13 protein-coding genes and 1 pseudogene are annotated in these 15113 nt (G+C 41.7%); 6 read left to right on the top strand and 8 right to left on the bottom strand.

The window, feature by feature from the left end; translation table 11 throughout:
* Nucleotides 1-363: 363 nt before the first annotated feature.
* A complete protein-coding gene (locus ACW689_RS18285) occupies nucleotides 364-1731 on the top strand; it encodes a zinc metalloprotease (RefSeq protein ID WP_476293524.1) in 1368 nt (455 codons plus the stop codon).
* 59 nt (nucleotides 1732-1790) lie between these two features.
* Here the strand turns inward: ACW689_RS18285 and ACW689_RS18280 are convergent, their stop codons facing one another.
* On the bottom strand, nucleotides 1791-2603 hold the full coding sequence (locus ACW689_RS18280; protein WP_476293522.1) for a hypothetical protein: 813 nt from the start codon (nucleotides 2601-2603) through the stop codon (nucleotides 1791-1793).
* 227 nt (nucleotides 2604-2830) lie between these two features.
* The gene (locus ACW689_RS18275; protein ID WP_476293521.1) at nucleotides 2831-3037 is read right to left on the bottom strand and encodes a hypothetical protein; all 207 of its coding nucleotides are present in this window, start codon (nucleotides 3035-3037) and stop codon (nucleotides 2831-2833) included.
* Between the two features lie 254 nt (nucleotides 3038-3291).
* Here ACW689_RS18275 and ACW689_RS18270 point away from each other — a divergent pair, with 254 nt between their 5' ends.
* Nucleotides 3292-3813 carry an NADPH-dependent FMN reductase gene (locus tag ACW689_RS18270; RefSeq protein ID WP_476293520.1) on the top strand — a complete coding sequence of 174 codons (522 nt, stop codon included), beginning with the start codon at nucleotides 3292-3294 and terminating at the stop codon, nucleotides 3811-3813.
* A 177-nt stretch (nucleotides 3814-3990) separates the two neighbouring features.
* On the opposite strand, the gene ACW689_RS18265 is transcribed toward ACW689_RS18270, so the two are convergent.
* The 4 genes from ACW689_RS18265 to ACW689_RS18250 form a co-directional block, all read right to left on the bottom strand.
* The gene (locus ACW689_RS18265; protein ID WP_476293519.1) at nucleotides 3991-4296 is read right to left on the bottom strand and encodes a hypothetical protein; all 306 of its coding nucleotides are present in this window, start codon (nucleotides 4294-4296) and stop codon (nucleotides 3991-3993) included.
* Nucleotides 4297-4445: 149 nt separating this feature from the next.
* The gene (locus ACW689_RS18260) at nucleotides 4446-5288 is read right to left on the bottom strand and encodes a YwqJ-related putative deaminase (RefSeq protein WP_476293517.1); all 843 of its coding nucleotides are present in this window, start codon (nucleotides 5286-5288) and stop codon (nucleotides 4446-4448) included.
* Nucleotides 5289-5328: 40 nt separating this feature from the next.
* Nucleotides 5329-7980, bottom strand: a complete 2652-nt coding sequence (locus ACW689_RS18255) for a hypothetical protein (protein ID WP_476293515.1) — start codon at nucleotides 7978-7980, stop codon at nucleotides 5329-5331.
* A 401-nt stretch (nucleotides 7981-8381) separates the two neighbouring features.
* Complete coding sequence (locus ACW689_RS18250; RefSeq protein ID WP_476293513.1) at nucleotides 8382-9209, bottom strand: delta-class carbonic anhydrase; 828 nt, start codon at nucleotides 9207-9209, stop codon at nucleotides 8382-8384.
* Between the two features lie 348 nt (nucleotides 9210-9557).
* Here ACW689_RS18250 and ACW689_RS18245 point away from each other — a divergent pair, with 348 nt between their 5' ends.
* Both ACW689_RS18245 and ACW689_RS18240 read left to right on the top strand, forming a co-directional pair.
* On the top strand, nucleotides 9558-9875 hold the full coding sequence (locus tag ACW689_RS18245) for an antibiotic biosynthesis monooxygenase family protein (protein WP_476293512.1): 318 nt from the start codon (nucleotides 9558-9560) through the stop codon (nucleotides 9873-9875).
* Between the two features lie 40 nt (nucleotides 9876-9915).
* A complete protein-coding gene (locus ACW689_RS18240; RefSeq protein WP_476293511.1) occupies nucleotides 9916-10614 on the top strand; it encodes a helix-turn-helix transcriptional regulator in 699 nt (232 codons plus the stop codon).
* A gap of 250 nt (nucleotides 10615-10864) precedes the next feature.
* On the opposite strand, the gene ACW689_RS18235 is transcribed toward ACW689_RS18240, so the two are convergent.
* Together ACW689_RS18235 and ACW689_RS18230 are read right to left on the bottom strand one after the other, a co-directional pair.
* Nucleotides 10865-11218, bottom strand: coding sequence for a GFA family protein (locus tag ACW689_RS18235; RefSeq protein WP_476293509.1), 354 nt, complete (start codon nucleotides 11216-11218; stop codon nucleotides 10865-10867).
* A gap of 129 nt (nucleotides 11219-11347) precedes the next feature.
* Nucleotides 11348-11641 carry a CBS domain-containing protein gene (locus tag ACW689_RS18230; RefSeq protein ID WP_476293594.1) on the bottom strand — a complete coding sequence of 98 codons (294 nt, stop codon included), beginning with the start codon at nucleotides 11639-11641 and terminating at the stop codon, nucleotides 11348-11350.
* Nucleotides 11642-11915: 274 nt separating this feature from the next.
* Between ACW689_RS18230 and ACW689_RS18225 the strand changes: the two genes are divergently transcribed.
* Complete coding sequence (locus tag ACW689_RS18225; RefSeq protein ID WP_476293508.1) at nucleotides 11916-14306, top strand: Ig-like domain-containing protein; 2391 nt, start codon at nucleotides 11916-11918, stop codon at nucleotides 14304-14306.
* Between the two features lie 190 nt (nucleotides 14307-14496).
* Nucleotides 14497-15021 (top strand): annotated as a pseudogene (locus ACW689_RS18220) (transposase); the annotation flags it as partial.
* Nucleotides 15022-15113: the final 92 nt, after the last annotated feature.

Raw genomic sequence — 15113 nt, 5'->3', positions numbered from 1 at the left:
TCGCATATTTATAGTAAGTCCCTTTATCAATACCAAAAATCCAGTCGAACTTTATATCACAACTCTTTATGCCCTTACATAATCCGTAGACCAACAGAATAGAACTCAGACCAGCCATTAATATAAATCACACAAAAAGATGATGTCTAATTTGCCATTTTGGCTCTCGCCAGCGCCTACTGCCCTTGCAATTTTATAAATAAAAAAACACTCATAACTACAGCGTGAAAACATAAAATAAACTTACTTATCATCAGTATAGGCATTTCATTAAGAATAACTCAGATCTATTTAGTTTGTAATTTAGCCAGAATTGATAACTTGAGAGTCGATGTTACTCAACTTATCAATAGGAAAATAATCATGAATATCACGCGTCTTGTGCCAATCGCTGCATTTAGCGTAATGACGTTAGGCTGCTCGGGCGGCTCATCTAACAATGACAGTGCCGCACAGCAATCTCAGCCAATAAAAAGTGCCGCACCCTCGCTCACGCAAATATCAGTAAAGGTTGACGAGCACGCTATGTCAGTTATACCCAATGTACTCAACCTAAAACCAGGCGAAAGTGGAGCGTTTAGCCTAACGCTTACCCAGGGGTATAAAGTTGATTCAATCAGTGGGTGCGGCGCAGCATACAATCAAGAGACCGGAAAAGTTAACGTTACTGCGACTGAAAAATCGTGCTCAATCAAAATAACGGCAAAAGCGCAAACGATGATCCCTATCACCAGCTCGGTATTGGGTTTTGGCTCACTTGTTTCATTACCTCAACACTTAGAGCAAGGCAGTCGATTGGATATTAATGCAACGCCCCAAACGGACTATAAGCTCGATAAAATCGCTGGCTGCGGAGCAACACAAGACAACAGAGGTAATTGGCGCGTTCTGTCAGTGCAATCGCCTTGCCATATAGAGGCCACATTCATACCAAACTTTAGTGAATCTAAAGAGTTTAGTGAATCTATCCGATTACCCGTTATTGTGCATGTTATTGAAAACGACAATGTATCTATCAGTGATGAACAAATTAGTAGTCATATCGAGCTGCTAAACATGCACTTCAGACGTTCGAAATTACTCGCAGATTTTGACTTTCTAATTGACAGCAGTTCGCCTGATCACACACCTTTACCAGACAAAGATAGACAGTATATTGCAGATACAGGCATAACATTTTATTTAGCAACAAATACACCTGATGGCGCGCCAACTGCGGGGATCAATCGTATTTCTGCTGAGCAAGCGCTAACTGAGCAAGCAATGAAATCATCGATGTGGGATGCAAATAAAGTAATAAACGTGTGGGTAGGCGAAAAACCAACAGCAACCAAAGATCTTGAAACTATCTATCAGCTCACAGCGAATAGCGAGCCAAACTCACTTGCTGGAATCGCCATCGACCAACGCAAGTTTTCCGATTATTCTAGTCGACGTTTCGATGCTAAGCTGGGTAAGACATTAACACATAGCATGGGGCACTATCTGGGCTTAATCGGTCATATCGTGCAAGGACCAGAAAGCGGCCATCGCAATTTACCCTGTGACGGTGTGATCCAACCAAGTCCTCAATGTAATAACAAAGACTTATTATTCAATTACATGCGTGATAGCCAAGTCGCTGACGAAAACAAGCGTATGTTTTCTATCAGTCAAGCAAACCTGATGAGGCAACACATTCAAAACGGCCCTCTTCAGACGCTTTATAATAATGTGCGTGATAAACAGTAATGTAATTTAAAAACCCGAGCCTTGAGGTAAAGTTTTTATGTCTCGGCTCGATTCTTTTACTATATCGAGCGCAAACGAACCGATGTTTGTTGCATGTCTAGGTTAATCGCCGCAACCACTCGTGGTAAGTGTATAACTATGCTTTGCGACGCAATGTATAGTACCCAATTGATTTCTCTAGCGAGTGGAAAAAAGCCAGCGCCATTGTTACCAAAGATCCAAAACGCACCAATAATGGCATCTGCAATCGTGGCTAACGCTAGACCTAAAGCCAGTAGCCACATGCCAGTGCATCTTCGTGCAAAGGAATGCAGCAATAGTAACACCGAAGCACATGCAGGCAGTGAAATTAACAAGCTATAGGCAAAAGAAAGAGAAATAACGTACCGACCACTACCTTGAATAACCATACTGTTATAACAAAACGACGCAACAATCATTGTCAGCAAACAAGCAAACGTGAGCGTTCGAAACGAGTAAAAACGTAACAGCACTTTCGCGATTGCAACAAGTAATAGCGCATATCCGGGGGCAAAAAATATAATGGAGTCAATTAAGTAATCATGCATAACCACATTTGAGTGGTTATAGAAAGTTTGGCCCAGGTTAAAATTAACAATATCGCCAAACATGCACACAGTTATTGATAACGTGCAGAACCAAGCTAACTGATAAATCTCAGTATCATGTTTAAATTTATTCTTAATTAACAGGCTATTGACTAATAACAGAGCCAATGTACCTAGTTCAAAAGCGACAATGGCTACACGGTCATCAGGGTGAGTTATCGACCAAAATCCGAGCATTCCACCAAAGGCATCAATGCATGCAAAGAACATCGCAATGGCAGAAATGAGTACATATCGATTCAACGCAAAAAATCCTTATGCTCTTTATCACTTTGCATCTAATTGATGCGGCAAACTTAAGCCTGTGCTTAGGCCCCTTTCTCTCCCATGTTTTGTCTCGTAAATAAAACCGCAGCTTTGAAACACACTAAAAGTGGAAGTACAACGATATTAAGCCAACTTAACACCAAAGTCACAAATAGTTATTTTCATCTTCTTATGCAAGCAAGTAGCCCGACAACCTCGCGCTACTACTTTTTAATCACTACTGGCACATCATCAATGGTGCTGGGGTTAGACCAATTGGCAATGTAAGTGCCCACTACTTTGTTGCTGGTTTGCTTAAACTTTTGATGGGTGCCAGTAAAGTGTGAATAGCCTGTTTTCGCACAAGCGGAAGCTGTGGCAAACAAAAGTATCATACTCAATAGGCTACATTTATTGTTTGTTAATTTCATCAAAGTTCCTCTACTTAGTTGTATCAGCGCACACGACCCTAGTTTGTGACGCACTAGAAAATATATCGTATGCAACTATTGCGATTAAGCCAGACACACGTCAAATAACGTTTAGTTACGTCATCCGCTTACTTTAAAAGTTGTCACGTCTTTAACTTTTAAAAAATTAAATTTAATCATTGACCTAAAGTTATGTTGAGGTTTTAAAGTGCCAACCAATGAAAAATAACATACTGAGCTATAAGGAATTAATTATGAAAGTACTGGCCTTCGCAGCAAGCAATAATAAAAACTCAATCAACAAACAACTGGCTTTATATGTCGCAAAAAAGCTTCCTCAAGCAGAGGTTAGGTCGCTCAATATCCATGATTTTGAAATGCCTATCTTTAGTGACGACAGAGAAAAAGAACATGGCATCCCGCAACTTGCGCATAACTTCTATCAAGCCATCGGTGATGCTGATGTTATCGTGGTCTCATTCGCTGAACATAATGGTACCTACACCGCCGCCTACAAAAATGTGTTTGATTGGACCTCTCGCATAGATATGAAAGTATTCCAAAATAAACCCGTGATCATGTTGTCTACCTCTCCAGGGCAAGGTGGCGCACAAAGTGTACTTAAAGCAGCCACCGAATCCGCCCCTTATTTTGCAGCCAATGTTAAAGGTGCGCTGTCATTGCCCAGCTTTTTCGACAACTTTGATACAACAACTGAACAAGTAACTTGCGAAGCGTTTAATCAAAAACTGGCAAGTGCGATTGGTGGACTTTAGAAAATTGCTTTTAGCGAGTAATTTGTATCACTTATCCCGTAAAGGTCTTTTAACTGCCTAATAAAAGCGTTATTAAATATTAACGACGATCAATGTCGATTGGTGTTGCTTTGCGACTTAACCCGCCTACTTAGGTAACACTGTAGGTTGGTTAAGCCAAAGGCGCCAACCAACCGTTTATCGCCAAACCTCCTTCAAACGCGCAAAGCGCACCACTTGATACACTGCAATATTTTTTTCATTCAATGCTCGGACTAAATCCGGCACCGATTGCAATGGCACTTTGAGCAAATAGCCATGATCCATCGGAGTAATATAATCTTGTCTTGTTGGACCTAGGTACTGTTCAAAAGTGCTGCGTGCCATATTTTCATGTTCACCCACTTCAAAATACACTTGATAAACATACTCAGTGTACTCTTTTGGTGAGCCCATATCACAGGCTCTTGCGCCTATGGGGATCAATTCGTGTTCATTTTCCATCGCTCTTACCGCCACTATTTGAATTAAATTGAATTGCTACAACTTCGCCCAGAACACGCGAGCGGCTAGGCGAAGTTGTAACCGTGAAGAGTTACAGCACACTAAGGATGTTGCTGTGTACTTAATTGTCGATTAGCATGTCACGATTGCTAGAAGTCATCCGTAAGAACGTTCACTCCTGCTCGATTTAAAATCCCATAGCAATTTGGGCACGCACCAAAATCAACACCTAAGAGTGCATTATCATCTTTCAGTGTGAATCGAACCGTCGCAACTGCAATTTCTTCGAGCTTTTCACTGGTCAATGGCACACCTAACGCATCAGCCATATTTGCGATACTATTAAACGCCTGCACTTCTGCGTGCATACCAGGTAATCCTTTAAAATCATTTAATAGAATACCGCCGCCCTCAAGCTCTACCTCCCCTTCAGCGCCAAAACGGATATAGTCCTTAATAAATGTTTTGGTAAGGTCATTTAGAGTCTGGCCTCGGGTTGCATACGCTGTGCGTAGTCGCTCTATGTACCTATCGGGATCGTTTATACGAAAATATGTCACCGCCTGATCGCCTGCAACCTCTGGTGTTTGATCAACAAGCGTAATATAAGGCTCATTCTTAACATCACTAAACGTTGTCGGTATGTTTATATGGCCTTCCGTTTTTACTATCTCTCCTTCCACTTTTAATTGCGCTTTAGCGTATGCGGCACCGCTTCTTAGCACTTTATTACTTAAGGGGGTTGTACGTCCTCGGTAATCAGTCAAATTGAGTTTAGAGCCAGCCCATTCACGGTCCATTGTTGCATATTTTGCTTCTACTTCCGTCTCATCCAATAACCGTTCGTTATCACTAAGCTGCGAACTTGCCCTAAAGTCTTGCTCTGCAATTTCTTCCCCAGCATTAGGTAGTGCACAGGCGCCTTCTCCCGCCGCCATAATCGACAACGGTAAAGCACCCAATAAAAAAGTAAGTAAATGTGTTTTTTTCATCACGAAACCTTATTTTTAATCTGTTGTTATTATTTGGCTGTTAAATAGAGCACAACTGACCAAAACGCGTGCTAGATAGCTCTTCACCAAACTCAGTAGTGACTGCCTCTCCCTCGGCTATTTCACCAGCTTCTCCTTCAGCGGCCTCACCTGAACTCAATGTTTCAAGCTCAATGTCACTGGCATCCGAAGTAGCAAACTCTTCGAGTAACGGGTTGAATTCTTCTCCAAATAGCGATCCTGTAAATACATAGTCAAGCAATGGTCCGCTTATCAAAGGCAGTAAAATTTCATCCCAACCACCAGAAATCTGCGTTTTTTCCACGCGCATAAAGCGGGCAATTTGATGTTGTTTTAGCACAGCTATGTCCTGTTCTTCTTTGTGAAGCTGCACTAAGCCGCAGTCAGACAGCGCATTTTCACTGAGCTGTGCTTTTTTGCTCGTGTCGTTCAAACTACAGAAAGATTGCAACACTTCATTGGGTGAGTTGTAAGCACGCTGCGCATATTCATAAGCGGCATGGTAGATAATCGACTCTCTTCTAAGTGTTCTGTCTCCTGCTGGGACCCACTTTTTACCGTATTGATTCATAACCAAAACAGACGCTTTATACAGCTTGTGATAGTTCTGTCCATTGCGCACATAAAAGTCGTGCGCAGAGTCTTTACCTTGCAGCTTTTCAATGGTTTGTAGCGCCGCAATCGCGGTGCCAAAAATCACCAATGGCGCGTCGTATGCAGGTAGCAGCGAGTATGGCGAAGCAGTGTAGTTGGCATGCGCAGGCATGTGGGCAAATTTCTCAAATGCAAAAGTACTTAAATGAGGTGTGTAAATTCCCATAGACAAAAAGTGATGACGAGATTTCAGCTCTTTAAACCAATCTGTACCTTTCGCGTACTCAGTTAAGTAAGTGCTGTGTACATCTGGAAATTTTGCAGCCGGACGCATCACACTTAACTCATTTACCCCTATCGTATTTTTGAAGTAATTTCGCAGTTTTACTTTGTCTTCATTTGGTATACCAACGGTTGCTAGATAACCTAAGTAACCTTGCGCATCAAGGTTGCTTTTACGTTGTAAAAATTGCTCTGAAAATAGGTAGTTTTGCGCTTCTTTATAAACCGCCGATGCAGCCGACACCATTTTTTTGTGGCTAAACTTATCCACTTTACTGGCTAATTCAGGCGTTGTGAGCTTTACCGCCAAAAATCGAGGTGTAGCATCATTAGTAGCCAGATCATCAAAGCCCGTAGCGTAAGTTGTGCAGAGATTGGCGCTTTGACTATAGGCAACGCTGTTGCGACTGTTGCATTTTGTATCCGCAATGTACATTAACTGTGTTTTTTCAACATAGGTAGGTAGTGTTATTTTGCCCAAATCCGTAAACGTACCGGCATCATTGTGAGCACTCGCTGCGTTAGCCTTTGATTTTAAGTTCACCCAATCAGATTGACTCATATGAAACCGGTCAAAAATTTGATATTGGTTGTGATCGAGGTCTTGGACGGTGATCACCGCCTTCATCGGGTAAATATAATCCGCACCAATCACCTTACTTTGACGTTTAACGCTGGCTAAAATGTTAAACACCTCATCGTAACTTGCTTCCAAAAATACGCCATGGGCACCTTTAAAATAGTCACTTGTTTGGCTCACATCGGGTACTTCATTAATACGAAAAGTTAGATTTTCAGGATAATCCTTCTCCTTTAATGGTGCATGGAATGACTCAAAATCCGCCACTTCGGCTTTTTGCGCAAGCGCCAAACTGGCGGGGTCTTTACTCGGTACATTTGGCACATTATTAATGCCACTGAGCCTGTCAACTGTGGCCACTCGAAAGGTACTAGAGCCTTCTTCATCACCAAGGTACAAGCTATGATCGTCAAAATTTGACTGTGTTAAGTAGCCACCATCATGAGAAATAATTTGTGCCCCAGCAGTGAGCCCTTTTTCTCTGGCCGTTTCGTCACTAATTACATTAATTTGAAAAACGGAACCTTGCTCAGGAGCAGGCTCAACATCCGAGGTAATAGAAAGCTTATCAACATCATCCACCTTCATTAAATATTTGTCGGCATGCGTTCCTGCGTTATGCCTGAGTCTTAAGCGCACTTTGTCGTACCATGGGTCAACCACTTCCACTTCAAATTGCGCTAATTTATCCGTCTGCGGGTTGCTATGATTTAAATACAAATACTTTGTTGCTTCAGGATAAACTGTCGCCACTTCGGCTTGGTCGTCCGACTTCATCATTGCAATGGTATCTTTATCAGTAAATGCATATCCCCCCACGCGAATATGCGGCTGATTAAGTAGTTTTTTTGCTTCTTCGCTGTATACAATTTGGCCGTGTCCACCACAGCTTTCGTCACCTGCCTGCAATATGGCAAACGGCACATTATCGAGATGCTCAAGCGCAACCCAATAATTACAGTTGATGTTGGGTTTTTCGGTTATTGTTGTATGTAACCCGTTAATAGCAATTGAGAAATACTGCCCGTGATTCACGTAAGGTAAATAACGGCCGTCAATCCAAGTGCCATTACTACTGTTTAACTTTGCTTGCGTGATCCCAAACTGCGTTATCACATCATTTTCAATGGTAATGCTCGCACTGTGGGCCGCCCCCGAAAAAATGGACGCAACAGCCAATGCCGAGCACTGTTTTAAAAAAAACCTGTTGTACATGATTTGCTTTCCTATTTTTAATGTTTTAGGTCTTTTACAACATCTTGAATACGGTGCTTTACAACGCATTTGTAGGCTGAGTTAGCGTGTGCTGACAGCTCATTTGAGTATCCAAGTTTGCACGTAGTAAAAGCGCAAATTTACGTTAACAGTGACAGGGGAAATCGCCGTGTGAATTATCCTTAGAAAATCTTAATGAATAATTTAATTAAAATTTTCATACACTTATTTAAAGTGCATTAAATGAAACGATGGTGAATAATGTGTTTGCACTTGAATGTAAACCCGCTTTTTTAGCGTGGCTTAGTCATGTTAGATGCAAAAAGTATGGATAAAGCAGGAAAGCTTAAGGCAAGTCCGCTAGTTGAACTAAGAGCAGCCCAACCAGCAGACAAGAAGAGTTAATTCAAAATTGGTGATAAATGCTCTGGAGCGGTTACCAGATCTCGCACTCCATGTGCAGCAGCTTCTTTGAATATATTACTGGCACACCAGTTATCTACACTACGTGCATCCACTTTCACCACCTCTGGGCGCACGCTCCAAGTCACTTTAAATGGTGATCCCTTTTTGTTATAACTCGGGCCTGTTGTTGATCCTGTGTATTCAACAGGTTGGCCCGTTGTTGTTGGAATTTGTGTTGCCTGATAGTAGCCATTAACCGCCTCAAACTGAGTCAACTTGTTAAAATCTTGCCCATATCCGTCATTGGTTAGCACCATCACCTGCGCTTCAACACGTAGTTGCGGGTTCTGAATATATTCACTTAAACATGCGCCTAATGTCGCGCCAGGCTTGACCGGTGCAGTGCTGTAAACATAGTGCAGTTCGATGGTATCGCCAGGCGCTAAACTCATTCCTTTTGCAGGACATACGGGCCCATTAAGGGGCTGCTTTTCTAGTGACGTAAGTTCACCACTATATAAAAATCCCGCTTGACTGCTGTTTGCCAGCGCGGGGGTGGTAAACTCACCACCTCTGTGTTCAGCATTTTTGTGAAAATGAATGTTACACAAGTTTAACTGTTCACGTTTCGGTGCGGCTGAAAAAATAATAGGGTTTTTCCCTGCGACACTGTCAATATCTCGCGGAGATTGTGGCCCAAAGTTAATTAAATGGTGATGTTGCTTGCCTTTTTTGATACTCGACTGCTCTGCAGAGTCAGCTGCAAAAGCATTCGCCGATAAACCAGCGATAAGCGCAAGCGTAAAACCATTATGTGTTCTCATTGTTTAGCTCCTTTGTAAATGAAAATAAAATTAAATTTTTATGACAACGTTATCATGTGCTTTTTTTGTAAACCAAACTAAGAAATTGAGTCAAAACACCATTATTTCAAGATGGAAAACAACAACGTATTGGAAAAACCCACCGAGCTATAAATTAACATTTATTTATAACTTTAAAGTCAGGCTAACAGATTAATGAAACTGCCTTATTAATCCATTTTGTAACGTTTTAAATATGCGCCCTTAAAATTGTTGCCAAATCTCTTAATTACTCTCCTGACATTCCCTGACAAAGCGCTGTGGTTTACTTAACCCCGAACTAAACAACCAACCAATTAAGGAAATGTTATGTCTAACAACATAGTTGAAATCGTGACTTTTAAATTAGCCCATGGTGTAAGTGAGCAAGATTTTGTACAAGCAAACAAGGCGTTTTCTGAATTTATTCATAAGCAACCGGGGCTTTTGTATCGCTCGGTTGCAAAACAAAACGATGCGGATGTGTACGTTGATGTGGTGTACTGGCAATCGCAAGAAGATGCAAAGAAAGTTGAGCAAATGTTTTACGACTCACCAGAATGTAAAAGCTTCATGCAAGTTATCGATAAAGACTCGGTGATGATGACCCATAATTTAATTATTGAACAAACTCAATGTAATGGCTAAGCTGCCAACTTTTAAATAACGCATTAGTAAGTACGTTCATATGCATAAATCAGAGCGACTGTTTCAGCTGGTCAACGTGTTAAAAGGTAGGCGTACGGCAATAACCGCACGCCAGTTGGCCGAGCGCTTTGAGGTGTCTGAGCGTACTATTTACCGCGATATTGAAAATCTACAAAGCTCAGGAATGCCCATTCAAGGTGAGGCAGGCATTGGCTACCTCATTGCCGATCAACCTCTGCCGCCGATGATGTTCAGCTTTGACGAACTCACCGCGCTGCTACTGGGCAGTAAGATGGTCAGCGCATGGACCGATCCCAAACTCAGCGCCCATGCAAAATCCGCCCTTGATAAAATTGAAGCGGTATTACCTGCGCGTCTCAAACAACAACATGAGCACTCGCCCTATTTGGTTGCCAGTTTTAATCATAACGAACAACAACAAACATTTAGTGCCCTTTTACGCGAGTCTATTGAAGCGCAGCACTGTGTAAAGTTAAGTTATAAAGACGTCAACGACAACCCAACTACACGCCATATTGAACCACTTGGTCTCGTTTATTGGGGTGGAAAATGGACACTCATTGCCCACTGTCAAATGCGCAGCGACTACCGAGAGTTTCGCCTAGACCGCATGCAAGATTTAGAAACAACGGATATGCCGTTCACCAAACACAGTGAAAAGAATTTGGACCACTATATCGCCTTGGTGAAAGCAAAATATGCTGATAAAGAGGGGTGAAGTCAGACGTTGGGCTGCGTTAACACCAATCATTTAGGAGGTCCTGACTTTCGTCAGGAAGACGATAGGCGCATGTTTGGAGACTACCAACAGAACTACCTAATTCGTTTCAAGACTTAGCTGTTTTCATCATTTTAAACTTGGTTTCGTCATTCTGAACTTGTTTCAGAAACTCATCACCTTGAACGAGTCGTGTTAGTGTTGCTAAGCTGATGATTACTAGCAAAAAGTGCCTCACGCCGATCGGCAATTACAGTTCATCTCTGCCATTAAATTCAGTGATTTCTAATTTCCTTGGCTCTAACCCTTCTAAACACCCCAAGTTGACTCTAAACACCTCGGGGTCATAACTCGTATCATGAAAAGGATAAATACCACAGGTTTTACAAAAGTAATGGTTCACATCGTGATCGCCCCAATGATAAACACTTAAATTGTCACGACCAGTTAAAATGGTTAGCTCATTTTTAGCAAAACTGGCTTTAGACATAATGGCGTTTTTTCTGGCGCAAATAGAGCAGTTGCATTGCAGCGCTTCGGTTATTTCTGGCGTTTCTATTTCAAACTGCACCGCTTTACAGTGACAACTACCCTGATATTTCATTGTATTTCCCTTCTTGAACTTAAAGGCTGTATATAAACACAGATAATTAATAAAGGAAAGAGCTGGGGCTAACCCCCGCTATCAACGATAAAAACACACTTAAAAGTTGTATTGTCTTGTGCGAGCTTTTTATACCTTTTCCGGCACTGAAAGAATCATTGCAGAGACCAGCTTAGCCAAAATGTCTTGTTTACTCACCATATAAAGGTACTTATTTGATTTTGTGACAATAGCAATATGATCGGTCTGTGCATCTTGCATTTTCTGTAATACTTCACTGGCGGTTGAGGTTGGATAAGCATGCTCCTGCCTCAAGCCAATAATCTCATTTTTTAGGTCGCTATAGCTATATGTCGTGTATGTGGGCAGCTGACCTAAAAACAAGCCTGGTGGGACCCAAGAATCAAACTCCCCATTGCCCATAAACAATATATTTCACGCCTAACAAACTGATATATTTTTCCAGAAACGCCGTAGAGAACTGCGTTAATTTAGAGAAAAACAATACCTTACTGAAAAAACAAACTTTTGGTGTTCTAGCCTATTTCAATGTGCCATCAAATCATGTGAACAGCTTTTTGAGTGGGAGACCGTGGATAACCCTTTCGTGGATAACCCTTAATGCATTAATTCCTGTACATGCATTGATTGTATGAATTTTATGGGCTAGTATTTGGCATTTTTTCAGGGACATATCATGAGTAAATTACACTCATTTTATTACTTTATTCTGCTATTCGTATTAACAGCGTGTGGCGGCGGCAGTGATGCTGACAACAGTAATAGCAGCAAAGGTAGCAACCCAGTACCACAAACAACCATCTCATTCACTGAAACTTCAGTGCAAATTTTGATAGACGAGACCCCATCAATTAATGAGATATCAGGAGGCTCAGGTACGGGAGCAATAACGTTTTCATCGTCAGACTCATCCATAGTAGCAGTGATGAACCCTCAAACAGGGCAAATTAAAGGTGTTGGAGCAGGAAGTGCGACCATTACTGTATCCAAAAATGCGGATTCTCAGTACCAATCAGCATCTGCCAGTTATACAGTTAAAGTTAACAAACGTGAGCAAGAATCACTCAAATTTAACTATGAGACTGTCAATGTATTTGTTGGTGACTCCCCAACAAACAATATGTTAATTGGTGGAAGTGGTACAGGCTTAATAACCTATAGCTCGAGTAATCCAGACGTGGCGACTATTGACTCCACATCCGCAGAAGTCACTTTTATTGGTAAAGGAACCACAACCATAAAAGCCACCAAATCCGAAGATGAAAAATATAATTCAGCAGAAGCGTCTTATTCACTGACGTTCAATGGAAAAAATCAAGACGACATTGTTTTTGAGCAAAACCCGCTATACATCTATCTAGATGAAACTAAAACCAATCGTTATACTGGGGGGAGCGGAGAAGGAAAGGTTACCTATTCGACATCCAATGCTGAAGTTGTGCTCATCAATACCGAAACGGGCTTACTAACCCCTGTGAAAGCAGGCTCAGCGACCATTACCCTGACTAAATCAGATGATAATTTTTATGCACCTCAAACGGCCCAGTTTACAGTTAATGTAACAAAAAAAGAGCAGGAACCTCTATCATTCCAATCTAGAACTTTAGATTTAATCATTGATACACCGATACAGAGCAATCCTTTATCAGGAGGTACAGGTTCAGGCACTATAACGTACCAATCCAGTGACACCTCAGTGGTAAATGTCAATTCAAACACAGGAAAATTAACATTACTCAAAGATGGTGTTGCAACAATAACCGCAACAAAAGCTTCAGATGCTTTGTACAATGAGTCAACGGCTTCCTATGAGGTTGATATCAGTTATATATTAGATGAGCTCAGTATTGCCATCAGCTTAACAAATGCAGAGATAACATGGAGTAAACAAAGTCAGCAACTTGAACTATACAGAAGTACCAACGCTAACTGTGATATAGCGAATTACACTGCATGTGATAATTCGCAAATGAATGTTATATCTGCACAAGATGCACAGTCACTTCAAGACGGCTTTATAAATATTCAGCGTTCTAAATACACACGAGAACACCAAGGTGCCTATATTAAAATTGCCCACGAGGACTATGTTTCTAATACCGTCCACGTAACACCTTCCTTACCCCCTTTTAAACTTGGATATGGCGCTCAAATGGTGTCCTTTAAAGGTAAGTTGTGGTTAATGGGCGGTGAATACTACAAAGGTAACGATACCATTTGGCAAACTGGCATTTGGTCTTCTACAGATGGAATAAACTGGCAACTCGAGGTTGCAAACGCGCCATTCAAGGGACGTGCACACTTTGAATTAATTGAATTTAAGGAGCAGCTCTATTTAATCGGTGGTCAAAGAGGAATAGGTACAGGCGGTGCACTGGTAGGTGAGTCAGATGTGTGGCGTTCTGATGATGGGATCAATTGGACATTGATTCAACCCAATCTAGAGTTCCCTATATGGGGCATAGCATCTGCGATCGTCTTTCAAGATAAGCTATGGCTATATGGAGACTATATCTTCACTAGCAAAAATAGCACAATATATTCGACTGAAGACGGGTTCAACTGGACCATAGAAAATAGTTCAGCAGCATACCCGCCTAGAACTAATCCTACATTATTTGTTCACAATGACCACTTGTGGATGTACGGTGGTCAGGTAGTGGGAAATGGCCAAACACAAGCAATTAACGAAATTTGGTCTTCAGAAGATGGGGTTAATTGGCGCCTAAGAAATGCAGCCCCCAATATTCCGAATGAATATGCTGATGCCAGTAAAGTCTTCAATTTTAACGGCAAACTTTGGATGATTAACGGACAATCGTCCGGGGTCGCTTCTAACGCAAGCTACAGCGCCGCCTATTCATCTGATAACGGAGTAGACTGGACGATTGAAGCAAGCCCAATTATATCTAGGTTTAACTCTTATTTAACAGGCGCTAAGTTCGCTGACAAGTTGTGGATATATAGTGGTTGGCAAGATGAGTATATCTGGCATTCCAAAGACGGAAAAGATTGGCGAACTTATGTCGAGCTACCAAAACTAGAATGGAGCCCAAGGCAAAAATAACCCTTAGGTGACAAAAATACATTCAATGTCAGATAGCTAAGTTAATTAAACCGTCACTACAAATACGTAGTGACGGTTTAATAGCATAGTCAGTCTGTAGTGACACAATAACAAATAAGAATGGGTGTCTACGTGGTAGTGTTTAGAAATCTGTGTCATTTCAGTAATATTAGGAAAACAGGAATGACACATGACTCAAGAATTCGATTTCAACAAAGCATTAGAACAGCTTCAATCAGGTAAAGGTTTAACTGGTGAAGATGGTGTGCTGACTCCTCTCATCAAACAACTCACAGAAGCTGCGCTGAAAGCTGAACTAGAGCAGCATTTAGAATCAGAAGCAGAGCCAAACCGAAAGAACGGTCACACTAAGAAAACAGTTAAGAAAAATCAAACCAAGCTCTGTGACGAAATTGACCGAAAAATACTCTCAATGTTCTCGCTTGGCATGAGTTACCGCGACATGCGTAAACACGTCGCCGACCTGTACGGCATTGAAATGTCTGAGGCAGCCATCACTGCGGTGACTGACCAACTCATTCCCAAACTTAAAGCATGGCAAGAACGTAGCCTGGACAGCGTTTATCCAATCATCTGGCTTGATGCCATTCACTACAAAGTCAAAGACAGTGGTCGTTTTGTCAGTAAGGCCGTGTACTCAGTGCTCGGTGTAAATATCGAAGGCCGCAAGGAGTTACTCGGCTTATATCTGTCGGTGTCCACTTCCCCGTCAGTGAGACACCTGTAAACTAGAGTTTTCTAACTTTGCCCGGTAAGCTGCTGGCGGCAGATCACCGAGACTTTCAT

It is taken from the genome of Pseudoalteromonas sp. ABE4_541 (assembly GCF_056312285.1).
Note: the sequence above shows the minus strand (reverse complement) of the source record. Positions and strands in the feature narration are given on the sequence as shown.